The sequence below is a fragment of the Flavobacterium sp. KH_035 genome, assembly GCF_057839565.1.
On the sequence record NZ_CM174492.1, the window covers coordinates 3,108,728 to 3,132,457 of the forward strand.

The 23,730-nt window shown below is 34.4% G+C and carries 22 protein-coding genes; 17 read left to right on the forward strand and 5 right to left on the reverse strand.

From position 1 onward, the window contains the following. Positions 1 to 5 precede the first annotated feature (5 nt). The 3 genes from AC3IS6_RS12735 to AC3IS6_RS12745 are packed head-to-tail and all read left to right on the forward strand — an operon-like array spanning position 6 to position 2,340. Positions 6 to 476: a hypothetical protein gene (locus AC3IS6_RS12735; RefSeq protein ID WP_489159836.1), complete on the forward strand. Its 471-nt coding sequence runs from the start codon at positions 6 to 8 to the stop codon at positions 474 to 476. Positions 477 to 486: 10 nt separating this feature from the next. Further along, complete coding sequence (locus tag AC3IS6_RS12740) at positions 487 to 1,392, forward strand: DUF6175 family protein (RefSeq protein ID WP_263360316.1); 906 nt, start codon at positions 487 to 489, stop codon at positions 1,390 to 1,392. Between the two features lie 6 nt (positions 1,393 to 1,398). Then, positions 1,399 to 2,340, forward strand: a complete 942-nt coding sequence (locus tag AC3IS6_RS12745) for a hypothetical protein (protein WP_489159838.1) — start codon at positions 1,399 to 1,401, stop codon at positions 2,338 to 2,340. A 146-nt stretch (positions 2,341 to 2,486) separates the two neighbouring features. Here the strand turns inward: AC3IS6_RS12745 and AC3IS6_RS12750 are convergent, their stop codons facing one another. From AC3IS6_RS12750 to AC3IS6_RS12760, 3 genes are all read right to left on the reverse strand, one after another. Next, positions 2,487 to 2,873: a secretion protein gene (locus AC3IS6_RS12750; protein WP_489159840.1), complete on the reverse strand. Its 387-nt coding sequence runs from the start codon at positions 2,871 to 2,873 to the stop codon at positions 2,487 to 2,489. 364 nt (positions 2,874 to 3,237) lie between these two features. Further along, a complete protein-coding gene (locus AC3IS6_RS12755) occupies positions 3,238 to 3,645 on the reverse strand; it encodes a T9SS type A sorting domain-containing protein (protein ID WP_489159842.1) in 408 nt (135 codons plus the stop codon). Positions 3,646 to 4,150: 505 nt separating this feature from the next. Next, entirely contained in the window at positions 4,151 to 4,570 is a 420-nt protein-coding gene (locus tag AC3IS6_RS12760; protein ID WP_489159844.1) for a T9SS type A sorting domain-containing protein, read from the reverse strand. 448 nt (positions 4,571 to 5,018) lie between these two features. Between AC3IS6_RS12760 and AC3IS6_RS12765 the strand changes: the two genes are divergently transcribed. The 4 genes from AC3IS6_RS12765 (at position 5,019) to AC3IS6_RS12780 (ending at position 10,009) form a co-directional block, all read left to right on the forward strand. Further along, positions 5,019 to 5,891: an AraC family transcriptional regulator gene (locus AC3IS6_RS12765; RefSeq protein ID WP_489159845.1), complete on the forward strand. Its 873-nt coding sequence runs from the start codon at positions 5,019 to 5,021 to the stop codon at positions 5,889 to 5,891. Between the two features lie 236 nt (positions 5,892 to 6,127). Continuing rightward, entirely contained in the window at positions 6,128 to 8,164 is a 2,037-nt protein-coding gene (locus tag AC3IS6_RS12770; RefSeq protein ID WP_489159846.1) for a M13 family metallopeptidase, read from the forward strand. A gap of 346 nt (positions 8,165 to 8,510) precedes the next feature. Beyond that, entirely contained in the window at positions 8,511 to 9,380 is an 870-nt protein-coding gene (locus AC3IS6_RS12775; RefSeq protein WP_489159848.1) for an alpha/beta hydrolase, read from the forward strand. 98 nt (positions 9,381 to 9,478) lie between these two features. After that, entirely contained in the window at positions 9,479 to 10,009 is a 531-nt protein-coding gene (locus tag AC3IS6_RS12780; protein ID WP_489159849.1) for a hypothetical protein, read from the forward strand. 69 nt (positions 10,010 to 10,078) lie between these two features. On the opposite strand, the gene AC3IS6_RS12785 is transcribed toward AC3IS6_RS12780, so the two are convergent. Next, entirely contained in the window at positions 10,079 to 11,041 is a 963-nt protein-coding gene (locus tag AC3IS6_RS12785; RefSeq protein ID WP_489159851.1) for a TerC family protein, read from the reverse strand. A 190-nt stretch (positions 11,042 to 11,231) separates the two neighbouring features. Beyond that, entirely contained in the window at positions 11,232 to 12,248 is a 1,017-nt protein-coding gene (locus AC3IS6_RS12790; protein WP_489159853.1) for a glutamine synthetase beta-grasp domain-containing protein, read from the reverse strand. A gap of 428 nt (positions 12,249 to 12,676) precedes the next feature. Here AC3IS6_RS12790 and AC3IS6_RS12795 point away from each other — a divergent pair, with 428 nt between their 5' ends. The 10 genes from AC3IS6_RS12795 to AC3IS6_RS12840 all read left to right on the forward strand — a co-directional run bounded on the left by AC3IS6_RS12795 (position 12,677) and on the right by AC3IS6_RS12840 (position 23,298). Next, positions 12,677 to 14,866 (forward strand): glutamine synthetase III family protein, encoded by a 2,190-nt coding sequence (locus tag AC3IS6_RS12795; RefSeq protein WP_489159855.1) that lies wholly within the window; start codon positions 12,677 to 12,679, stop codon positions 14,864 to 14,866. A gap of 396 nt (positions 14,867 to 15,262) precedes the next feature. Then, positions 15,263 to 15,889 carry a hypothetical protein gene (locus AC3IS6_RS12800; RefSeq protein WP_489159856.1) on the forward strand — a complete coding sequence of 209 codons (627 nt, stop codon included), beginning with the start codon at positions 15,263 to 15,265 and terminating at the stop codon, positions 15,887 to 15,889. A gap of 66 nt (positions 15,890 to 15,955) precedes the next feature. Then, positions 15,956 to 16,435, forward strand: a complete 480-nt coding sequence (locus AC3IS6_RS12805) for a hypothetical protein (protein ID WP_489159858.1) — start codon at positions 15,956 to 15,958, stop codon at positions 16,433 to 16,435. A 4-nt stretch (positions 16,436 to 16,439) separates the two neighbouring features. Further along, entirely contained in the window at positions 16,440 to 17,174 is a 735-nt protein-coding gene (locus tag AC3IS6_RS12810; protein WP_489159860.1) for a CsgE family curli-type amyloid fiber assembly protein, read from the forward strand. 87 nt (positions 17,175 to 17,261) lie between these two features. Next, entirely contained in the window at positions 17,262 to 17,705 is a 444-nt protein-coding gene (locus tag AC3IS6_RS12815) for a curli assembly protein CsgF (RefSeq protein WP_489159862.1), read from the forward strand. 60 nt (positions 17,706 to 17,765) lie between these two features. Beyond that, positions 17,766 to 19,139 (forward strand): CsgG/HfaB family protein, encoded by a 1,374-nt coding sequence (locus tag AC3IS6_RS12820; protein ID WP_489159864.1) that lies wholly within the window; start codon positions 17,766 to 17,768, stop codon positions 19,137 to 19,139. Between the two features lie 87 nt (positions 19,140 to 19,226). Beyond that, positions 19,227 to 20,714, forward strand: a complete 1,488-nt coding sequence (locus tag AC3IS6_RS12825; protein ID WP_489159866.1) for a carboxypeptidase regulatory-like domain-containing protein — start codon at positions 19,227 to 19,229, stop codon at positions 20,712 to 20,714. 156 nt (positions 20,715 to 20,870) lie between these two features. After that, positions 20,871 to 22,049, forward strand: a complete 1,179-nt coding sequence (locus tag AC3IS6_RS12830) for an AIR synthase related protein (protein ID WP_489159868.1) — start codon at positions 20,871 to 20,873, stop codon at positions 22,047 to 22,049. A 191-nt stretch (positions 22,050 to 22,240) separates the two neighbouring features. After that, positions 22,241 to 22,597, forward strand: coding sequence for a hypothetical protein (locus tag AC3IS6_RS12835; protein ID WP_489159870.1), 357 nt, complete (start codon positions 22,241 to 22,243; stop codon positions 22,595 to 22,597). 95 nt (positions 22,598 to 22,692) lie between these two features. Further along, on the forward strand, positions 22,693 to 23,298 hold the full coding sequence (locus tag AC3IS6_RS12840) for a GNAT family N-acetyltransferase (RefSeq protein ID WP_489159872.1): 606 nt from the start codon (positions 22,693 to 22,695) through the stop codon (positions 23,296 to 23,298). Positions 23,299 to 23,730 lie beyond the last annotated feature (432 nt).

The window sequence follows — 23,730 nt, forward strand, 5'->3', positions numbered from 1 at the left end:
AGTGTATGTTACTACAAAAAAGAATAGGTGCTTTAATTATTCTGGTTTTACTTTCGGTAAATTATAGCTTTGGTCAAAAAAAGCTTCCAACGCCTCAGGTTAATTATGTTTCAGGAAATGCAGGAACAATTACTATGCGAGCAATTGGTAGTGGCAAAAAGCAGCAAGATGCAATTAGCGAAGCCGAAAAAAATGCGATCAATGTATTGCTTTTTAGAGGACTTCCGGAATCGGAGCAAAAAAGTGCTTTAATTGGAAGTAATGAATCAGAAGAAATAGAAAAACACAAAGAATATTTTGATCAGTTTTATACTCAAAAAAGATATAAAACTTTCATTATGTCGAGTATTCCTGTGGGAGATTTTGCCAAACAAAATGGTGGTGTAAAGAGTCAAACTTTAGATGTTAAAGTGAATCTGGTTGCATTGCGAACTGACCTTGAACAAAACAACATAATCCGCAAGTTTGGATTTTAAAATAAAATTTATGAAATATAAATGTATACATTACATTGTTTTATTTGTAACGTTTTGCGTTACAAATTTTGCATTTAGTCAAAATGCTGCAACAAATAGCGGCGGACAAGTTGTAACAGTTCAGCCTAAAATAATGGTGATTCCTTACACAAGAGAAGGAGAAGATTTGCGAACTGTTCTGGAAGAAGATCCAAATAAAAGAATTGCGATAACAAAAATTAAAGAAGGTTTTGATAGCAGAGGATTTACAACTGTAGATTTTATTGCAAAATTAAAGGCGGCTAAAGATAATCACGTTTTTACGTCTGATAGTCAAACCGATATCAAATCACAAATTATTCAAATGTCCGGAGCTGATGTTTATGTTCAGGCAGAAGTTATAATTGATCAGTCGGGTTCAGGAAATTCAGTTAAATTAATTTTGACAGGTTATGAAGCTTCAACTGGAAATTCATTGGCCAATAAAGTTGGAGAAAGCGGAAGATTTTATACCGAAGATTACAACAAATTGGCTTCGAAAGCTGTTGAAAGTTGTATTCAGGATTTCTTAAATGTAATGCAGACCAAATTTACAGATATTGTAAACAATGGTAAATCTGTAATTGTAGACATTAGTTTTGATGCAGGTTCTCAGCACAATATGACTTCAGAAATTGGTTCTGACGGACTTCCGTTATCAGACCAAATTGAAGCGTGGATGGAGAAGAATGCATTTAAGAATAATTACCACATTCAAGGTACAACAGATTTAAAAATGATCCTTGACGATGTAAAGATTCCATTAAAAGATCAGGCAACGGGCAACAATTACAATCCAAACAAATTTGCACTTGAACTGTTTAAATTCTTCAAAGGATTAGGCTTGCAACCGGCAAAGGATATTAAAAGCAGTACAATTTACATTACAATTAAATAAATAGAGATGAAAAACATTTATTTTATAATAATAGTTTCGCTTTTTTCCTTGATATCGAAAGCACAAACAAGTAAAGATATAGGGAAAATTTCTCTTTCGGTAGTGGTTCCTGAATATATGGAGGATTTAAGTGATTCTCAACTTTCAAAATTAGACACAAAAATCTCTCAAATTGTGACAGCTTCTGGCTTATCAGATTCAGGTTATAATAATAATTTTGTTATTTATCCAAAATTTGCGATTAATGAAACTAACGTTGTTGAAGGCGGAATGCAAAATATAACTGTTGTTTCTATTGAATTAAGTTTATTCGTTAAACAAGTAGATAGCAATATTTTGTTCTCAACAATTAGTAAAGCAATCAAAGGTAGCGGAAGTAGTAAAGAATTGGCAATCACAAATGCAATTACAAAAATTGCAGTAAATGACCCAGGCTACAAGAAGTTTATTGATGAAAGTAAAACGAAGATTTTTAAATATTATGAAACAAAATGTTCAGATCTTATTAAAAAATCTGATGCATATGTAAAAACACAGCAGTTTGAAGAAGCTTTGGGGCTACTAATGTCAATTCCAGATGCTGTGAGCTGTTATAGTCAAGTTCAGGTTAAAGCAATTGAAGCCTACAAAGGTTTTCAAAAAAAGAATTGTGCTAAGCAAATACAATTAGCAAGAAACACAATCGCAGCAAGCAATTATGTTGATGCATTGAATATTTTATCTGACATAGATCCATCTTCTCCTTGTTTTAAAGAGTCGCAAACTATTGCAAAAACTGTTGAAACAAAAGTTAATGCTGAGGAGAAAAAACAATGGGATTTTCAAATGAAACAATACAATGACGAAGTAAGTTTAGAAAAACAAAGAGTAAATGCAATTAAAGATATTGCTGTTTCTTATTACAAAAGTCAAACATCGGATATTAATTACACATTAATTGTGAAGTAAAAATGAGCTAGTTGCTTAAACTCTTTTGCAAAAAACGTGATTTTAATACTCAATATTTTAATTTATTTGAAGCTGATCTGCGAATCGGAATAGGTAAAAAAAAGCATCAGCCACGCTGATGCTTTTCAATTTCAAGTAAAAAACAATTAGCGACGGAAAGCAGGGCTTTTATTCACTGATTCGTCCATCTTAACAGTTTTTGATTTTTTAGCAGAAACCGTAATTTCATGTTTGGCAACTTTACCATTTTCTTTTACTTCCAGGACATAAGTTCCGGCAGGATATGCCTCTAAACTTAAAGTTTTTGAAACCTCTAATTCGTTTGCTACAGTTTCTCCTGTGTACACCAAATTTTTGTTTTCATCATAGATAGTAAAAACTGATTTCTCAACGGAGTTTAAAGTAAAACTAACTACTTTTCCATTTCCGGTTTTTATATTCAAAATATAATCCCCTTTTCCATCAATTGCATACGTAAAAATTGTTGTTAAAAATACGGCAACAACTAAGCCCACCTTCGTTAAATTTGTCATGTCTTTTTTAATTGTTTATTACTCTTTTTGGAACGCGTAAAACTACAAATAGAAATTTAATTTTATGCAAAAAACTTACTTTTTTCTGTACTTAAATTGCTGAATTAAAGATGTTTCTGTGTTTTATACGAACTATATACGTATTTACTGGGATGACGGATGTTTTTGTTTGCTATTTTTTTAATAGTGTAAAAACGACCTTTTTATAATTATTAAGAATATTTTTCTAAAATTATAGAAATCAATTGTTTGTGATTGGAAATGGACATAAAAAAACAGCTCAATAACGATAAAGAGCTGTTTAAAACGTATTATTTTACTAACTAGATAAATTCACTTTTATACTGACTGAGTATAAACATTTTTAGCGTACTGCTACGCTTGTTTTTTTAGCAGAAAAACCTGCTTTATAACTGGATGAAATTGCTTTTCTTGACAATACTGTGGCAGCATCGGTAATTGTAATTTCGTGTCTTACTTTTTTTATACTATCCTCAACCTCTAAGAAGTAAGTTCCTGCAGGAAGTTCTTCCAGATTAAAAGTTCTCAAAATTCCATCTTTACCTGAAGCATTTTCAGAATAAAGTAAACTACCGTCTTTATCATAAATGGCGAGGTTAGCTTTTTGCACTTTGTTAAGGGCAAACGTAATCAGCTTTCCGTTGGCTTTTAATACATGAAGATTAAAATCTTCATTCCCGTCAATTGCATACGTACTCATTCCTGTAAAAAGCACTGCACATACTAAACTTAATTTTAAAATCTTTTTCATGACTTTTGTTTTTTAGATTAATAGTTCTAATTCTCTGATGCTAAATTACTTCGGAGATGCTAATTTTCTCACAACTCTATTTTCTTATTTCTATGCTATATTCTCATTTACGAAACCGTTATAGGTTAAATTTTGAATTATTTTAAGCGTTAGTGTTAATTCTGCGGTTATATTTTAATGTTTTATAAAAGTTAAGACAATGTGTGTTTGCCTCTCTTTCTTACAAAATGTGTTTTAGGATTTAACCGCAAGGTGCGCGAAGTTTTTTTATCTCAAATTATGTGTAGTAACCGCAAAGTTCGCAAGGCTTTATCAATAATTAGCTTTGCGAACTTTGCGTTTGTATAAAAAAGATATATAAAAAAACCTTGTGAACTTTGCGGTCAAACAATTAAAGCAAAAAAAAACAGCTCAATAACCACAAAGAGCTGTTTTAAAACAATCACGTTTTTACTTTACTAACTATCTAACCTCATTTTTATACTTTATGCGAGTATAAACTTTTTTAACGTACTGCTACGTTTGAATTTTGAGCAGAGAAATCTGCTTTATATGTCGATGAAATTGCTTTAGAAGATAATACTGATTTGTCATCGGTTATCGTAATTTCATGTCTCACTTTTTTAACACTGTCTTCAACTTCTAAGAAATAAGTTCCTTCCGGAAATTCTTCTAAACTAAAAGTTCTTAAAATTCCATCCTTACCTGAAGCGTTTTCAGTATAAAGTAAAGAACCGCTTTTGTCATAAATACTCAAACTGGCTTTGTGTACCTGGTTTAGAGCAAACGTAATTAGCTTTCCATTAGCTTTTAATACATGAAGGTTAAAATCGTTGTTGCCGTTTTCATTTCCATCAATTGCATAAGTATTCAATCCGGTTAAAAGGACTACACAGACAAAACTTAATTTTAAAATCTTTTTCATAGCTTTTAGTTTTAAATGATTAACTCATTTCTCTGATGCTAAATTACTTCGATAGCAGTTTTTTTTGCACAACTCTATTAGCCAATTTATATGCTGTATTCTCATTTACGAAACCGTTATAGGTTAAAATTTAAATTATTGTAGGTGTTTTTGTTAATTAGGTTGTTATTTTTTAATGTTTGGTGTTTTTTGAGGATTTTAAAAAGTAGCGCTAATTCTTACGAAAATGCTATATGTTTATAAAAAGACAAGATTAAATAGTATATGTTAAAAAAAACAATCAAAAAAATATGAGTACTAAAAAAAACAGCCTGATAATCGTAATTTGGAGTTTGTAATTTCTTGCTTTTTTGTGAGATATTCTCATTTACGAAACCGTTATAGGTTAAAAAGTGAATTATGTTAGGTGTTTTTGTTAAATTTGCTATTATATTTTAAAGACTCTATCATGAAGACTATTGCCCCAGCTCTTGAAGTGATATCTAATTCTTACGGAAGCTCATTTACCTATACCAAACATGCTGAGAAAACCAACAGCAAGGCACATATATGGCATTACCATCCCGAAATTGAGTTGGTTTACATAAATGGGGGTGCAGGGAAAAGACAAATAGGGAGCCATGTTTCGTATTATACCAATGGTAGTTTGCTTCTCATAGGAGCAAACCTTCCACATTGTGGTTTTACAAATGAACTAACAGGAAATAAAGATGAAACCGTAATTCACATTAAACCTGAATTTTTAGGGAATGATTTTTTCGCCGGACCCGAAATGAAGAAAGTTCGAAACGTTCTGAGTCAGTCAAAAGGAGGAATCGCTTTTGGTGGAGAAACGAAGAAAAAGGTAGGTGAAAGAATCGAAATGATGGAAAATCAACTTCCATTTGAGCGTTTGTTGACCCTTTTGAGTATTTTGGATGAGTTAGATTCATCAGAAGAATACACGGTGCTGAACGCCGACGGTTTTTCGTTAGAATTGCAAACGCAGGACAATGACCGTATGAATGTAATCTTTAATTACGTGAAGGACCATTTTCAGGAATCAATTGCGATAGACGAAGTTTCAAGTTTGATAAGCATGACAACACCTTCTTTTTGCCGTTACTTTAAAAAGATCTCTAATAAAACATTTACAGAGTTTGTAAACGAATACCGTTTGGTGCACGCTTCAAAACTTTTGGCAGAGAAGCCTATAAGTATCAATGAAGTGTGTTACGAAAGCGGATTCAATAATTTTAGTCACTTTAGTAAATCTTTCAAACAATATACTGGTAAAAGTGCCTCACAGTATCGTCTCGAACATAAAATTATTATTAGCTAAAGAGTATGTTGTATTAAGTTTCTGAGATGTATCGTACTAACGTTCAGAAAAAGGAAAGACTTTTTTCGCGTTTTTTGGAGTATAGAATCGGTGTTTCTGTAGGTTGTGTAGTTTTTTTGTCAATTTACCGACAAAGGTTGTTGTTATAAAAATTATATTTACATGTTTGTTATGCTTAAAATGTAACAATCAGGGCAAGAATATATTTAACACAATCAACTAAACTTTATAACCGCATGAATTTATTTAAAAAACGAATTGCGTTTCTCCTTGTTGGAATGGCTTTTTTAAGCTGTAGCAAAAAAGAAACGGTATTTTCAGATCCGCTACTAACCAACCGAGATACCACGATAAACCCTGCTGAAGATTTTTTTAACTATGCTAATAATGGCTGGTTTAAAAAAAATCCTATTGCTGCTACTGATAGTAATAATGGTATCATGAGAATTGTAATGGATACTATTAATAAGCAAATTAAAAGTATCTGCGAAAACTCGGCAAAAGATGAATCTCTTGCAAAAGGCAGTAACAAGCAAAAAATAGGTGATTTTTATGCTTCAGGAATGGATACTACTGCGATCGAAAAAGCAGGTTTGTCTCCGTTAAATGTAGAAATCAACAAGATCAGTGAAATTAAAGATGTTTCGGGGCTGGTTAACAGAATTGCGCATTTGCAAACTGTTGGAGCAGATCCGGGTTTTTCATTTTATGTTGGACAGGATGATAAAATCAGCACAAAGTATGCGTTGTTCTTTGGGCAAGGTGGTATTGGAATGAGACAAAGGGATTATTATCTGGATGCTGATAAACGAAATGTAGAAATTCGTGCAGCATATTTGGCGCATCTTAAAACAATGATGCGATTAACAGGTGAAGAAGAATCTCTTGCTGCAAAAAATGCGGCAGTAATATTGAAATTTGAAACCGAACTGGCAAAATCATCCCGAAAATTAGAGCAATTACGTGATCCGATCAAAAATTACAATAAATTAAGTATTGATCAGTTCAATGCCCTTACATCCAATATCGACTGGAAAAAAGTTCTGCCGATTTTAGGAGTGACCAAAGCCGATTCTGTAATTGTTGGGCAACCGGAATTTTTTAAAGCCTTAAATTCGACACTCAAAAGTTATACGATCGAAGAATGGAAAACGTATTTGAAATGGAATCTTATAAACAGCTATTCCCCTTATTTGAATTCGGCTATTGAAAAGCAAAATTTCAAATTCTATTCTACAGTATTAAACGGTGTATCGACTCAAAAACCACGTTGGAAGAGAGTAGTAGAACAAACCGATTCGTCTTTGGGAGAATTAATTGGTCAGGTATACGTTGCTGAGTATATGCCAAAAGGTGTAAAAGAGAAACTGCTTGAAATAGGAAACAATATTCGTGATGTATTTGCTTCGCACATTAAAAAGTTAGACTGGATGAGTGAGGTTACCAAACAAAAAGCATTGTATAAGTTGAGTAAAATGGTAATGAAATTAGGGTATCCTGATAAATGGAAGGATATGAGCCAGCTTTCAATAGATGGAAACTCGTACTGTGGAAATGTAATGAGAGCTAATATTTGGGATTATAAATTTATGATAAACAAATATGGTAAACCGGTTGACAGAAACGAATGGGTTATGCAACCACAAACCTACAATGCTTATTACAATCCAAGTAATAACGAGATTGTAATACCAGCCTGTAACATTATCGTTCCGGGTTACGAAGGTCGTATGCCGGACGATGCCATACTATATGGAATTATTGGAGGTTCGTTTTTTGGACATGAGATCACACATGGTTTTGACGATCAGGGGAGTCAATACGATGAAAAAGGAAATTTAAACAATTGGTGGACAGCAGAAGATTTGAAGAAATTTAAAGCAAAGACAAAATTAATTGTAGATCAATATAACAAATTCAGCATACTTGGAAAAAATGTAAACGGAGATGCTACTCAAGGTGAAAATATTGCCGATTTGGGAGGTGTTATTATGGGATATGAAGCATTTCAAAAAACAGCTCAATATAAAAACAAGGAAAAGATCAGCGGACTAACTCCTGATCAGCGTTATTTTCTAGCCTATGCTTATTCCTGGATGATCAATAGGAGGAACGAGTCAAAAATCAATCAAATTATGACCGATGTACATGCGCCTGAGCAATTCAGAGTTAACGGGCCGTTGAGTAATATTCCGGAGTTCCACAAGGCATTCAACGTTAAAAAAGGTGATAAAATGTATCAGCCGGATAGCTTGCGAGTGGTAATCTGGTAATGCTTGTCTTTTTAAAATATCAAAGCCATTCGTTTCTACGAGTGGTTTTTTTTGCCACGAATTACACGAATTGCGCGAATTTGATTTTTGAATGTTTGTGCTAAATCTTTTTTAATATGTTAGAGTTTATTAGTCTACGGTTGTATTTTTTTAAAATTATTTAGCCTTACTTAATTTGTGTAATTCGTGGTAAAAAAAAACATACTCCAGATCAAAACTATCTCAAACATAAGTAAAAAAAAAACCAACAAATTCCCTGATTCTGCGTCGAAAAAACGGCTGAGTTTTTCATAAGGTTCATTTTGAAAAAGTTATATTTACAATCCTTAATCAGAAAAATTTAAATATGAAAAACTTTAGAATTTTAGTATTTGCTGTTTTTTTGGGCGTTACTTCAATGAGTTATGCGGCAAAAGTAGATACATTACAAGTTGCAAGTACAGCCATGAGCAAAACCTACAAAGCCGCGGTTGTTTTGCCAAATTCGTATTCAAAAAGTAAATCGGCATTTCCAGTGATGTATTTACTGCACGGTGCTTATGGGCATTTTAGCGACTGGCTAAAAAATACCCCAAATAAAAAACTAGTGCAGAATTTATCCGATCAATACAATATTATTATCGTCATGCCCGAAGGAGAAACGTTTAGTTTTTATCTGGACAGTCCGGTGAATAAAGGAAGTCAGTTTGAAACTTTTATCACTCAGGAAGTGATTCAGAAAGTAGACAAAACATACCGAACCATAAGCAACAAAAGCGGAAGAGTCATTACAGGTCTTTCTATGGGAGGGCATGGTGCTTTGTATTTGTCTGCCAAACATCCGGATTTGTTTTGTGCAGCGGGTAGTATGAGTGGTGCAGTCGATATGAGTGTAATGTTAAATAGGGATGCATCGGCTCAGATCGTAAAATTAATGCAGCCCGTTTTTGGGGATAAAAGCGACAGTTCTGAAATGTATGCACAATATGCTGTAATGGGAATGTTGGACAAATTAAAAACAAATAAACTTCCTTTAATTATAGATTGTGGTGTCGATGATTTTTTGATAGAACCCAACCGAGAATTGCACCGAAGATTGGTTTATAATAAGGTAGATCATGATTATACCGAACGTGCGGGAGCACATACCTGGGATTATTGGGAGAATTCATTGCCTTATCATGTATTATTTTTTAATAAAATACTACTTAAAAATCAGCAGGTTATAAAAAAATAATAGAAAATTCTAACAAGAACGGTGCGAAATATTTTTTTTGGTTTGATTTTTGGAATACCTTTATATATATTCTAAAAACAAGTAATACTATAAAAATTATGAAAAAGATACTTACACTTTTCGCAGTTGCAGTCGTTGGACTAATTACATTTTCTAGTTGTGAAGGACCAGAAGGGCCAGTGGGGCCTCCAGGGCCAGATTCTGCAATTCCTTATGTTTATGAAGTTGATGCCAATTTTGTTGGACCAAATTTTTCCGTTACCAGTACACCTTCAGGCATGTTGTCAGGAGATAATATTTTAGTGTATGAATTAGTAAGTACAAGTGGACCGGATAGCTGGGCATTATTACCTCAGATATACTACTTCAATAACGGTCTGGAAACTGCCCAATACAATTATACCTTTTCGAAAAATAGAGTTACAATCTTTATTACGGGGAGTTTAAGTGATTATTCTCAATTGCCGAGTAGCTTTAGATTAGGAAAAGTCTTTAGAGTAGTTATTATTCCGGGTGATGATGGGCTAAATGCAAAAAGCGGAAAAAAAGTAACAAGTGATAATTTAGATTATAACGCGGTTATCAAAAAGTACAATATTGATGATAGTAATGTTAAGAAACTAAATTGAAAATCTCAATCATAAAAAAAGGAAATCGAAAGATTTCCTTTTTTATTACATATATGTTTTGAAATGATATTACAAATCAGAATCAGTAAGTTCTTTTTCTTTTCCAAATTTAAGCGAAACCAGAATACCGGCTAAAAGTGAAAGGGCAATGAAGGCTAAAGAAGCCCATTCTGGTACATGGAAAAAATCGTGAAGAAGCATTTTTAATCCTACGAAACTTAAAATAGCGATAAGGCTATATTCCAGATAACTGAATTTTGCCAGCATATTGGCTAAGAAAAAGTACATCGAACGTAATCCCAGAATAGCAAAAATATTAGAACTGAATACCAAAAATGGGTCAGAAGTAATGGCTAGAATGGCAGGTACACTGTCTACTGCAAAAAGAACGTCCATGAATTCAATCACAATAAGGGCTACAAATAAAGGAGTGGCTGCTTTTTTTGCCGTTTTTGTGGGAATGAAAAATTTCTCTCCATCCATTTGGGAAGTAATCGGAATAATTTTTCCCAGTGTTTTGTAGATAAAAGAGTCTTTGGGCTGAAAATCTTCATTGTCTCCGGTGAACAACATTTTGATGGCTGTGAAAAGCAGGAAGGCACCAAATAAATAGGTGGTCCAGCTAAACTTATTGATGAGCATTACTCCAAAGAAAATCATTAATCCACGGAAAACAACAGCACCAAGAATTCCCCAGAATAAAACACGATGCTGGTATTTCTGAGGTATTTTGAAGGAAGTAAAAATAATTGCGATTACAAAAATATTGTCAACGCTTAGAGATAATTCAATCAGATAACCGGTTATAAACTTCATAGAAGCTACAGCGGGTTTCAGATTATCAGGATTTGCAATATAATCTGTGGTATAGAGCCAATAAATAACTCCTGAAAAAAGAAAAGAAAGGGTTACCCAGATAAGAGTCCATTTGCTTGCTTCTTTAGTACTAATGATATGCGGGTTTTTGTTAAAAACGCCTAAGTCTAAAGCAAGAATAAGTGCAACAGCTATTAAGAAGAAAATCCAAACCATTAGGATGTTTTTTTAGTGATTCACAAAGATAGTTTTTAAATTAAATCTAAAAATGAATTATTAAAAAGTTAACTCTAAATTGCTCTAAATTGTTCTCTTGTTTAGATGCTAAAGGTTTTTAAAAGACAGGTTTACAAAAAAAGTGCCCTTCATAATTGAGGGGCACTTTTGAGTATGATATAACGAATAATTACAATGCTGAATTTACAGTTTTGATAATTCTCGCAGCGATTTTATATGGGTCACCGTTTGAAGCAGGTCTTCTGTCTTCTAACCAGCCTTTCCATCCTTTTTGTACAGTCATTAACGGAATTCTGATAGAACATCCTCTGTCTGAAACGCCATAAGAGAAATCATGAATAGAAGCTGTTTCGTGTTTACCAGTCAAACGTTGATCGTTATAAGCTCCGTAAACTGCAATATGTTCAGCAGTAACAGGACGGAAAGCTTCACAGATTCTTTCGTAAGTAGCCTGGTCTCCACATGTTCTCAATACTTCGTTAGAGAAATTAGCATGCATACCTGAACCATTCCAGTCGGTATCTCCAAGTGGTTTTGGGTGGTATTCGATATAATAACCGTATTTTTCAGTCAAACGATCTAATAAGTAACGGGCAACCCAGATCTCATCTCCGGCTTTTTTAGCACCTTTAGCGAATAATTGGAACTCCCATTGTCCGCAGGCAACTTCCTGATTGATACCTTCGAAGTTAATACCGGCAGCGATACATAAATCAGCATGCTCTTCAACTAATTTTCTCCCGTGCGTATTTTTTCCACCTACAGAGCAGTAGTACATCCCTTGTGGAGCAGGGTAACCTCCAACTGGAAATCCAAGAGGAAGTTGAGTTTTAGTATCCATGATGAAGTACTCTTGTTCGAATCCAAACCAAAAATCTTCATTATCATCGTCAATTGTAGCTCTACCGTTAGAAGGATGTGGTCTTCCGTCAGCATACATAACTTCTGACATTACCAGGTATCCGTTAATACGGGTTGGATCTGGATAGATTGCAACTGGAACTAAAAGACAGTCAGAAGATCCGCCTTCGGCTTGTTTGGTTGATGAACCATCAAATGACCAATTCCCAAGTTCAGCTAACGTTCCTTTGAAATTTTCGTGCTCTTCAACTTTAGTTTTACTTCTAAGATTTTGGGTTGGTTCATATCCATCTAACCAAATGTATTCTAACTTAATTTTAGCCATAATAATATAAATTAATTTTTTTGTTTTTTTTCGTTGGGTCAAAGATAGATTTATTTTTTCACTCCTAAAAATTAGGGGGCTATTTTGTTTTGAGTGTTACTATTTTTTAGATAAGCGTAATTTTTGAAGGGGTATATTTTTAAAAAAGTAATTTTTGATAGTGTAAAAAGGCAAATTCGTAAAAATGAGGGGTGATTTTTAAATTTTTAAACTAAGAAATTATGGAAAAATGTTCGTTTAATGAATAATACTGCGGTGTTTTGTTATATTTCTTTGAATCAAATTCATTATTCTTTGAAAAAAGCATTTAATGTTGATAAATCGTTGGATAACATTATAGGATTTATGTTTCAAACAGGGGAGTTTATTGTTTATATTTGTTTCTCTTTTTTTAATGAAAATGATTACGAATTTTTAAACTTATATACATGTCAACATTACGTTTCCAAGCTTTACAAGAAGCTTCTACAAGAAAGCCGGTACATTTTGAAGAAATAGACAGAAAGTCGAACATCTTTGGTTTAAATGTGTTCAATGAAAAAGCAATGAAGCAATTTTTAACTTCTGATGCTTTAAAAGGAGTAAGGGATGCCATTCAACATGGAACTAAAATAGACAGAAAACTGGCTGATTATATCGCCATGGGTATGAAAGAATGGGCATTATCAAAAGGTGTTACCCATTATACACACTGGTTTCAGCCTCTTACAGGAACAACAGCAGAAAAGCATGATGCTTTTTTTGAAACTTCTTATGATGGAAGCGATCCTGTAGAAAAGTTTGGAGGAGCACAATTGGTACAACAGGAACCAGATGCTTCAAGTTTTCCAAATGGCGGAATCAGAAATACATTTGAAGCAAGAGGTTATACCGCCTGGGACCCAACTTCTCCGGCATTTATTTATGGTACGACTTTGTGTATTCCAACCGTATTTATAGCCTACACAGGAGAAGCTTTGGATAATAAAATTCCGTTGTTAAGAGCTTTATCTGCTATGGACGAAGCAGCGACAGAAGTGTGTAAATATTTTGATAAAAATGTAAAGAAAGTTACCGCTACTTTAGGTTGGGAACAAGAATACTTTTTAATTGATAAGGCATTGGCGAATTCCCGTCCTGACTTAATGATGACAGGAAGAACCTTATTAGGGCATACTTCGGCAAAAGGACAACAGTTAGACGATCATTATTTCGGATCTATTCCGACGCGCGCGTTAACTTATATGAGAGATTTAGAGCAGGAGTGTATGTTATTAGGTATACCTGTAAAAACACGTCATAATGAAGTAGCGCCTAATCAGTTTGAATTAGCTCCGATTTTTGAAGAGACCAATCTGGCAGTAGATCATAACTCTTTATTAATGGATGTGATGCAAAGAGTAGCAGAGCGTCATGATTTTAAAGTGCTGTTTCATGAAAAACCTTTTAAAGGAGTAAACGGTTCGGGGAAACATAACAACTGGTCATTGGCAACAGATACAGGTGTTAATTTATTGAGTCCGAGTAAAACGCCAATGAGCAATCTGCAGTTTTTAACCTTCTTTATCAATACGATTAAGGCAGTTAACGATTATGAAACTTTATTGAGAGCTTCTATTGCAACGGCGAGCAACGATCATCGTTTGGGAGCTAACGAGGCACCTCCGGCAATTATATCTGTTTTTATTGGAGCACAATTGTCTAAAGTATTATTGGAATTGGAAAGTGTGACCACCGGAAAATTATCTCCTGAGGAAAAAACAGATTTAAAATTAAACGTTGTTGGGAAAATTCCGGACGTTCTTTTGGACAATACGGACCGTAACAGAACTTCGCCTTTTGCTTTTACAGGAAATAAATTTGAGTTTAGAGCGGTGGGTTCGAATGCCAACTGTTCAAACGCAATGACTACTCTGAATGCTATTGTGGCTAAACAATTGAAAGATTTTAAAATAGAAGTAGACGGTTTAATTGAATCTAAAGACATGAAGAAAGATGATGCGATCTTTAATGTTTTAAGAGAATACATCAAGCAGTCTAAAAAAATCCTTTTTGAAGGTGATGGTTATAGTGATGCTTGGGAAAAAGAAGCGGCTAAAAGAGGGTTGAGTAATTTTAAAACTACTCCGGAAGCGATTAAAGCGAAAGTTTCGAAACAGGCTTTGGAATTATTTGACGAGCTCGGAATTCTGAATCACGTTGAAGCGGAAGCCCGTTACGAAATTGAATTGGAAGAATACACCAAGAAAATCCAGATCGAAGGAAGAGTATTAGGAGATATTGCGAGAAACCATGTTATTCCAACCGCTATTCGCTACCAAAATACTTTAATTGAAAATGTAAAAGGGTTAAAAGAGATTTTTGGTAAAGAGTTTGAAACTATTGCAAAAGAACAAATTGTTCTGATCAAAGAAATCTCAGGTCATATAGAAGGAATCAATTCTAAAGTACTGGCTATGACTAGTGAACGAAGAACGGCAAATCAATTGACCGATGCGCAAAAAATGGCAGAAGCTTATTGTAATAAAGTAAAACCCTATTTTGAAGACATCCGCAATCACTGTGATAAATTAGAATTATTAGTAGATGATGAAAGCTGGACTTTGACGAAGTACAGAGAATTGTTGTTTACCAAATAACATTTAGACTATACGCTCTCTTAAAATCCTGTCTTGGAAAAGACAGGATTTTTTTGTGATTTTGTTAAAAAAATGATATTATGATTTTGTTTTAACAAATGTATAAGTGAAATTATGATCAAATTATTAAAAGTAGCTTTTTTCTTGCTAAGAAAAAAACACATTAAAGTAGTTCATCGAGATAGTTTTACACTTCATCGAAAAGTAATTAAGATATTGGAAAATAGGTATTTATACCTGTTTTGGTTGGTGATAAGTTTTCTAATTTTGATCATGAAGAAAGAAAATAAGAGCTTTGATTTTTATTTTTGAATGAAGATTTTGAGTAGATGATTTCCCTAAATCATACTGACCTACGTAATAAATTGAATTAATAACCAATTAAATATATTTATTATGAAAAAAGCAATTTTAAGCATCTCCGCGATGCTGTTTGTGGGAGTCGCAGCTTTTGCGCAAGGTAACATGAGTGATGTGGACCAGACAGGTTTATTAAATGGTGCACTAGTAATTCAGGTAGGAGCAACTAATAGCTCAGATGTTGACCAAATAGGTATTGCCAACGTTGCAATCGTAGGACAATATGGAGATGATAATGAGTCTACTGTTGGACAATTAGGAGGAGGGAATGTTGCTGTAGTAACACAAATCGGAGACAATAATGACTCTAGCATCGCTCAGGGAATCTGGTTCGGTAATCTTGCAGTTACTACTCAAATTGGAGCTTACAACAATTCTGATGTATTACAGATCGGTAACTTCAATACAGCTACTACTAATCAATTTGGTCTTGCCAATAACGCTTTGACAATTCAATTCGGAAATGACAACACCGCATCTACAGATCAATTCGGACTGTTTAACAATGCAGCTACTCTACAATTAGGTTGGGACAACACTTCTAGTATTCAACAATACGGGGCCGGCAACTTTGCAGCTACTGCACAATTTGGAAACGATCATATGAGTACAGTTACTCAAACAGGTTTCTTAAATGGAAGTGTAGTAATTCAATCTAACTAAGAATAAACCGGGAAAAGGAAGAACTTGAACTATTAAGTTCTTCCTTTTTTTAAATTACAAAAGGTCATGAAACGTTTAGCCACTTTTATATTCTTACTAATCACAGGGATTTTATTCTCTCAAGTAATTGATGTGAATAGGAGTGACTATTTATTAAATGAAGCCTACAATCGCAATCAGAATCAAACAGTAAATCAATACATCAGAAGCAGCAACATCGTAACTGTTGCTCAAATTGGAAACTACAATCAAGCCAATTTAACCATCATAAGTAATAATGCTTATGTTACCGCACAACAGACAGGCAACAATAACTACATGAATGTCTACAAATATGCTGATGAAATCAATCAGTCCTACACACAAACAGGCAATAACAATTATATAAATGATACTTCGATGTATTCGCGTGGAGTCACTTCCATGGCAATCAATCAGTATGGCAATAATTTATCGGTAATCAGTACCGGCTCAAATTCGATATCTAAAGATTTAATAATTAATCAAACGGGAAACTCGGGGACAATTTACATATTCAATCGATAGTATCATGAAAAAGTATTGGAGCATATTGATTATTGTTTTTGCTATTTTTTTTTCTGAATCTGGATTTTCTCAGGAAGTTCACATTGAAGTAAAAGCCAAAATAGAAGTAAAAGAAATAGAAAATTTACTTGCTATTACGGGAACTGCAGAAAACTTAAAATCGCAGTTTAAGAACATATCATATAAATTGACTGTATTTAAAAAAAACAAAAAAAACTCGAATAAATCAAATAATGCGCAGGACGGAAGAGTCACACTGGAACCGATTCAAAAAGTGGAACTTTCTAAAACGCAGGTTAATTTTACACCAGAAGATGAGATCATAATATTGCTATTGATTTATGATGAAAAAAATGAACTGATAGGCAAAGACCGTGTTGTTTTTGGAGAAGATAAAGTATCAGATACCGGAAAGTCAATTCCTGTAGATGGAATTGAAATGATCGGGATTGTTGCTAATGATACCAAAACAAAACTGGGGAATGATTTTTATGATTTTTTTTACGCACAATATTCAAAGCTAAGAATTAATACAAGTAAAATCGTGACCGTTCAGGAGGAATTGACTTTTGGACGTACAACAAAAATTACTATTCTGGTAGATGGAGAAATAGTGGAAGAATTTATTTCACGTCCGGACGAAGATTTTTTAAAATACATGGCAGAATCTGCCGCATCAAAAGCATTTAAGTATTTTAAAGACATCGAAAAACAGAATAAAATAATAACTCAGTATTAATAAATAACTCAATATTAATAATCGAGAAGTAATTTTTGTAGAGGAGTTTTTCTTTTTTTTTAATGTAGGAAACTAAATAACAGCAATATGAAAAATTTAATTTCATTCGTATTTGTGTTGGGTTTTTGTACCGTTTCTTCCGCACAGGATCTTGCTTATAAACCTATTAATCCCGCTTTTAGCGGTGGTGAAACTTTTAATTATCAATGGATGCTTAGTTCTGCACAGGCACAAAATGATTATAAAGAAGACACTGCAAACGGATACAAGCAGCCAACAGATTTGGAGCGTTTTAAAAGTACTTTAAATAACCAATTGCTCAACCGAATTTCAAATTCATTATTTGAAGGTCAATTTGGGTCAGGTACAGGTTCTGGCGGCGGTACTGGCGGTGGAGGAGGACTTACTCCGGGCAATTATGTATTCGGAACGCTGTCTGTGGATATTTACAATTCTAACTTAGGAATGGTTGTCAATATTCTGGATATAGAAACTGGCGAGCAAACGCAAGTTATTATACCGGGTAAATAGTCTGGTATTCGATTTTTATAAAAAGTAAGTTCATGTTTTATTATTAAAAAATAACTAATTATGAATAAAACTCTCCTTTTTCTACTGTTAATAACCTGCCTACTCTCAGGATGTGGCGCTTATTTTAATCAACCCGTAGGAGTTCAGAAAGCTGTTTTTGGAGAAAACACTTCTGCAACTGAGCACTTAGTCGATATGCCAAAACCAAAAGAACAGATTGTGGTGGGCGTATATAAATTTAAAGACCAGACTGGTCAATACAAAGCGACGGAAGTTGGAAGCACATTTAGCACAGCAGTTACTCAGGGTGCTACTTCTATTTTAATAAAAGCACTTCAAGATTCAAAATGGTTTGTTCCTATAGAACGTGAGAATCTGGGAAATTTATTAAACGAACGAAACATTATCCGGTCTACACGTCAGGAATATGAAGCAAAAAAAGAAGGCAGTGAAGCAGTATTGACGCCTTTACTCTTTGCGGGAGTTTTATTAGAGGGCGGTATTATTTCTTATGACACCAATATTATTACCGGAGGTTTTGGAGCCCGATATTTTGGCGCCGGAGGTTCTACACGATACAGACAAGATCGGGTTACGGTATATTTAAGATTGGTTTCCACCTCAAACGGAAAAATACTAAACACGGTTTACGTTTCTAAGACCATTTTATCACAAAGTATAGACGCCAGTTTATTTCGATATGTAAATCTAAATCGACTTTTGGAAGTAGAAACCGGTTTTACCAGAAACGAACCCATTCAGCTGGCAGTTACCGAAGCCATAGAAAAAGCTGTTGAAGGTCTTATTGTAGAAGGAATCAAAGACAAGCTTTGGGAAGTGAATGCGCCTCAAAATCAAATCGATAATTTTGTATCAGCCTACGATAAAGAAAAAAGCGAAGCCGATCTGGCCCAATTATACGATAGAAATTTAGAAGGCAAAAGAGGCCGTTTTGGTATAGAGATTTCCGGTGGAACAACTATTATACAAGGCGATTATAAAAGTCCTGAGCCGCGTCCAATGGCCAGGGGGGCGGTGAAATATTTTTTCACTCCGGCTTTTAACATAAGCGCTTCAACCAATGTATTCAAAATTCAGAATAAAGGAAAAGACGATTTGGGATATATATCTACAGATCTCAATCTCGAATGCATCATATTACCTCGTGATATTCTGACGCCGTTTATTTATGGGGGTTACGGATTTGAATTTAATAAGGACTACAAAAATTTCCATAGTAAAGTTCAATTTGGAGGTGGTGTCGAATATATGGCTACCAGTCAGTTAGGAGTAAAATTATTCGCAGAATATAATATGGCCTTTAGCGATAATGTCGATTATATCGTAAGAGGTAAAAGAGATGATTATTACTGGAAACTTGGTTTGGGACTCACTTATTACTTCCCAAAAAGTTTCAAGCATAAGAAAAAATAGTTCGGCAGTATAATGCCAAAGAGCGATATTTTTTCAATAAAAAATAGAAAAAAAAGTCAAGATAAGTTTAACTAAATCAAGACCGCAATGAAAATAGGACTAAAAATATTGATATGCTTTATGCTTTTGATTTCTTGTAGTGAAGATCAAGTCGATGAAACAGGAACGGGAGCAATAAAAGGAAGAGTAGTAGATGCGCGAACATATGAAGGAATAGAAAACGCACGTATTTCTTCAAGCCCAACTACGAGTACCGTATTTTCGGATAAAGACGGATATTTCGAGATAGATAAAATAACATTGGGAAAATATTCTTTTCAGGCCCAGAAAGATGGTTTTACGGCCAGATTTGAACCTGCGACTGTTGAGAAAGACATAACAGCTCAGATTATTTTTGAGTTACAAGTCTCTACTGCCAATAACAAACCACCAGATGTTCCCGTACTAACCGCACCGGCAGACAATGCCACAGCACAGCCACTGACCGTAGATTTAACCTGGACAGCAAAAGATCCGGAATCAGATCCGATGACCTATACCGTTACGGTGAAAAACGGAACAACAGACGAAACTAAAACCTATGCCAATCTAAAAGCGACAAAACTTAATATTTCAGGTTTAAGTTTTAGCACAAAATACTATTGGCAGGTAACCGTAGACGATGGAATTAACAAACCCATAAATAGTGTTACAAACTCCTTTACGACTTTAGCATTTCCAAATCCGAGATATTTGTATGTTAAAAAAGTAAAAAATAACAATGTCATTTATACAGCCGATGAAGCCGGAAACGAACTTCAATTATCCTCTGCCGAAGTAAACAGCTACAGACCGAGAAAAAATTTAAGCATCAACAGAATTGCTTATATAAGTTCTGACGGATCATTAAATCAAATTTTCACAATGAATCCGGATGGTACTGATGTCAAAAAAATTACAAACTTTATACCGATAGCAGGATTTAATATGGAGTATGTTAATTATTGCTGGAGCACCAACGGAAGACAAATTATTTATCCAAATTTTGACAGATTGTATCGCATTGATTCTGACGGATCGGGATTGGTTCAATTGTTTAAAACGCCAAACGGAAAATTCATTTCAGAATGTGAATGGAGTCAGGACAGGTCACAAATTGTACTTAAAGTAAATGATATGTCGGGATACGGTGTTGAGATATATGTTATCAATACCGCCGGTGATGTATTGTATCAGGTGCTTTCCGGAGTAACGGGTGGCGCAAGTGGTATTAGTATTTCTGTAGACAATAGTAAAATTGCCTATACCAGAGATATTTCAGGATTCGAAAATTCGACTTACAGACGATTAGACTCCAGAATATTTATTTACACAGTTGCGGATAATACTTCAACCGAATTGGCAAGTCAAAAACCAAATGGATTTAATGATTTCGATGTAAAATTCTCTCCAAATGAAGCGGAGCTGATTTATGTCAATACATCAAATGATGGTTTATCAGCCAACACTATACAAAAAGTTACTATTTCTAGCAGCAATAGTAATGGTTCCAGAACAACACTATTCCAGAATGCTTCAATGCCGGATTGGAGGTAAAACAGTAAAAACTCAATTTTTGATAACCAATTTTATTGAAAAAAATCGGCAGTGCCTAAAAGCTTGCCGATTTTTTTTGCGAATCAGACATACGAATCAATCAAAGAATTAAAAAAAGGGATTATCTTTGCACCACATCAACACAAACTAAGTTACATGAGTTCAGATTCTAGCAAAAGGTACGCACAAAGAGGTGTTTCGGCATCAAAAGAAGACGTACACAACGCCATAAAAAATATTGATAAAGGTTTATTCCCGCAGGCATTTTGTAAAATTGTACCTGATTATTTAACACAAGATCAGGAGCACTGTTTGATTATGCATGCTGACGGTGCCGGTACAAAATCATCGTTAGCGTATATGTACTGGAAAGAAACCGGAGATATTTCGGTTTGGAAAGGAATTGCTCAGGATGCTTTAATCATGAATATTGATGACTTATTGTGTGTAGGTGCAACCGACAATATTTTGCTTTCGTCAACAATTGGAAGAAACAAAAACTTAATTCCGGCCGAGGTCATTTCGGCGATTATCAACGGTACCGAAGAATTAATCAACGAATTAAAATCTTTTGGTGTAACCATCCATTCAACAGGAGGTGAAACTGCCGATGTTGGTGATGTTGTTCGTACTATTATTGTAGATTCTACGGTAACTGCTCGTATGAAACGAAGTGACGTGGTAGATAATGCCAACATAAAAGCAGGAGATGTAATTGTTGGATTGTCTTCTTTTGGTCAGGCCACTTACGAAAAAAGCTATAACGGAGGAATGGGAAGCAACGGATTAACTTCTGCACGTCATGACGTTTTTGGAAAATATCTGGCAGTGAAATACCCGGAAAGTTACGATGCAGCTGTACCCGAAGAATTAATATATTCAGGTCAGGTAAATTTAACGGATGCTGTCGAAAACAGTCCAATAAATGCTGGGCAACTGGTTCTTTCTCCAACCAGAACGTATGCGCCAATCATTAAGAAAATTTTGGATACTTATACGCCAAAGGATATTCACGGAATGGTGCATTGCAGTGGAGGAGCTCAGACTAAGATTTTACATTTCGTTCAGAACTTACATATTATAAAAGACAATTTATTTCCGGTTCCGCCATTATTCAAGTTAATTCAGGAGCAATCTAAAACCGATTGGAAAGAAATGTATCAGGTTTTCAATTGCGGTCACCGTATGGAAATTTATGTTCCTGAAAATATTGCACAAGACATTATTGCAATTTCAAAATCATTTAATGTAGACGCACAAATTGTTGGTAGAGTAGAAGCAGCAACTGCTAAAAAACTTACCATTAACAGTGAATACGGAACATTCGAATATTAATTTTTTTGAGTTACAAAAGTTCAAAGGTTCTGAGTTGCAAAGGTTTTTTATACTGGAGTTTACAACAGAACCTTTTTTATTAATAATTTGCTTTTTTAGGAGCTAATCCCGCTATTCGTTGCAATCTTTTACTTTTTAAAGGAAAAAGTAAAAGGATTTTCACTGCTATCGGGGCTAAAAAACATTAGGCTATGTACGAATTACTTTTTTGGAGATATTTAGAAGAAGTTTATCTAAACCATCACGAAGTTTACGAAGCTCTTACAGAAAAAGAACAAGTTGAAGGACTTGAAACACTTCCGGTAGACGTCATAATCAACCGAATAAATTCTGTATTCTCTCAATGGGAAAGAGTCGATGAAAACAGCTGGAAAAACAATTCAGGAAAAGGTGCTTTTCAGGTAATCACCACACCACAAAGTGTCAAAATCGATTGCTACGGAACCGAAGGTAAAACCATGAACAAGCTGGTAGAACTGATGGAAGAATTCAAATGTCCGTTATACGATCCGCAAGTTCCGGAGCGTTATGACGAAATGAGTGAATAAACCATCAATTTTGTAAAACTTAGTGTCTCTCTGTGAAATAGTTTTTAGATAAAGTAAATAGAAGACTTTATAGAGAGCGGTTCAAAAAAAAACTCATGACAACATCGAATTTTAATTTCTCCCATACTATAATTTTAGAAGACGATTCCGTTTTATTACGCCCTTTACAAGAATCAGATGTCGATAATTTATTGGAAATTTCTATAAACGAACCGGAAACTTGGAAGTACTCACTCGTAGGTGCAGATGGAAAAGAAAATCTGATCAAATATATTCAGTTAGCGATAAAAGCCCGAGAAAACCAAAAAGAATTTCCGTTTATAGTTTTTGATAAAAAAACTCAAAAATATGCAGGTTCAACCCGTTTCTACGACATGAATCTGGAATATAAAACACTTCAATTAGGGTTCACCTGGTATGGATCGGTATTTAGAGGGACCGGACTGAACAAACATTGTAAATTTTTATTGCTGCAATTTGCCTTCGAAACACTTGGTATGGAACGAGTAGAATTTCGTGCCGATAATAATAACGAACGCAGTATTGCTGCAATGAAAAGTATTGGTTGCAAAGTCGAGGGTGTTTTAAGAAGTCATATGCCAACTGCAAATAGTGATGTTCGTCGTGATTCTATTGTATTGAGCATCCTGCAAAACGAATGGTTTGATGAGGTAAAGGAAAATTTAAAAAGTAAGCTTTAAAAAGAGGCGCTAGCCTCGACCCATATTGTAGGACCGGATTTTAATCCGGTTTAAATGTCGCAAGAGCAAAAGAAGAACCATCGGTTTGTGCCATTTTATAAGATCATTGTGGATTTGTAATTTGTTCAAAAAAATAAAATCTGTAGTCATAATATGTGCCGTTCCTATGGAACTCCTGGATATGATGCATTATTTTGCATCGGATTAAAATCCGCTGCTACAATATGTTTCGTTCCTACGGAACTCCTAAACATAACATATAATTTTGTAATAAATGAAGATACCTCGCTAAGAAATGAATTTTTAATGAGGTAAGAAAAAAATTAAAGCGTAAGCTTTACAAAAGAGGCGCTAGCCTCGGCCCATATTGTAGGGCCGGATTTTAATCCGGTAAAACATAATGGAAGGAAAAGAAGAACCATCGGTTCGGTC

Excerpts from the sequence above, each read along its gene's own strand:
- AC3IS6_RS12760 (WP_489159844.1), bottom strand. The coding sequence starts at position 4,570 with ATGAAAAAGATTTTAAAATTAAGTTTTGTCTGTGTAGTCCTTTTAACC.
- AC3IS6_RS12780 (WP_489159849.1), top strand. The coding sequence starts at position 9,479 with ATGAAAAAGATACTTACACTTTTCGCAGTTGCAGTCGTTGGACTAATT.
- AC3IS6_RS12785 (WP_489159851.1), bottom strand. The coding sequence starts at position 11,041 with ATGGTTTGGATTTTCTTCTTAATAGCTGTTGCACTTATTCTTGCTTTA.
- AC3IS6_RS12795 (WP_489159855.1), top strand. The coding sequence starts at position 12,677 with ATGTCAACATTACGTTTCCAAGCTTTACAAGAAGCTTCTACAAGAAAG.
- AC3IS6_RS12830 (WP_489159868.1), top strand. The coding sequence starts at position 20,871 with ATGAGTTCAGATTCTAGCAAAAGGTACGCACAAAGAGGTGTTTCGGCA.
- AC3IS6_RS12820 (WP_489159864.1), top strand. The coding sequence starts at position 17,766 with ATGAATAAAACTCTCCTTTTTCTACTGTTAATAACCTGCCTACTCTCA.
- AC3IS6_RS12835 (WP_489159870.1), top strand. The coding sequence starts at position 22,241 with ATGTACGAATTACTTTTTTGGAGATATTTAGAAGAAGTTTATCTAAAC.
- AC3IS6_RS12815 (WP_489159862.1), top strand. The coding sequence starts at position 17,262 with ATGAAAAATTTAATTTCATTCGTATTTGTGTTGGGTTTTTGTACCGTT.
- AC3IS6_RS12800 (WP_489159856.1), top strand. The coding sequence starts at position 15,263 with ATGAAAAAAGCAATTTTAAGCATCTCCGCGATGCTGTTTGTGGGAGTC.
- AC3IS6_RS12740 (WP_263360316.1), top strand. The coding sequence starts at position 487 with ATGAAATATAAATGTATACATTACATTGTTTTATTTGTAACGTTTTGC.
- AC3IS6_RS12755 (WP_489159842.1), bottom strand. The coding sequence starts at position 3,645 with ATGAAAAAGATTTTAAAATTAAGTTTAGTATGTGCAGTGCTTTTTACA.
- AC3IS6_RS12750 (WP_489159840.1), bottom strand. The coding sequence starts at position 2,873 with ATGACAAATTTAACGAAGGTGGGCTTAGTTGTTGCCGTATTTTTAACA.
- AC3IS6_RS12790 (WP_489159853.1), bottom strand. The coding sequence starts at position 12,248 with ATGGCTAAAATTAAGTTAGAATACATTTGGTTAGATGGATATGAACCA.
- AC3IS6_RS12745 (WP_489159838.1), top strand. The coding sequence starts at position 1,399 with ATGAAAAACATTTATTTTATAATAATAGTTTCGCTTTTTTCCTTGATA.
- AC3IS6_RS12825 (WP_489159866.1), top strand. The coding sequence starts at position 19,227 with ATGAAAATAGGACTAAAAATATTGATATGCTTTATGCTTTTGATTTCT.
- AC3IS6_RS12765 (WP_489159845.1), top strand. The coding sequence starts at position 5,019 with ATGAAGACTATTGCCCCAGCTCTTGAAGTGATATCTAATTCTTACGGA.
- AC3IS6_RS12805 (WP_489159858.1), top strand. The coding sequence starts at position 15,956 with ATGAAACGTTTAGCCACTTTTATATTCTTACTAATCACAGGGATTTTA.
- AC3IS6_RS12810 (WP_489159860.1), top strand. The coding sequence starts at position 16,440 with ATGAAAAAGTATTGGAGCATATTGATTATTGTTTTTGCTATTTTTTTT.
- AC3IS6_RS12735 (WP_489159836.1), top strand. The coding sequence starts at position 6 with ATGTTACTACAAAAAAGAATAGGTGCTTTAATTATTCTGGTTTTACTT.
- AC3IS6_RS12770 (WP_489159846.1), top strand. The coding sequence starts at position 6,128 with ATGAATTTATTTAAAAAACGAATTGCGTTTCTCCTTGTTGGAATGGCT.
- AC3IS6_RS12840 (WP_489159872.1), top strand. The coding sequence starts at position 22,693 with ATGACAACATCGAATTTTAATTTCTCCCATACTATAATTTTAGAAGAC.
- AC3IS6_RS12775 (WP_489159848.1), top strand. The coding sequence starts at position 8,511 with ATGAAAAACTTTAGAATTTTAGTATTTGCTGTTTTTTTGGGCGTTACT.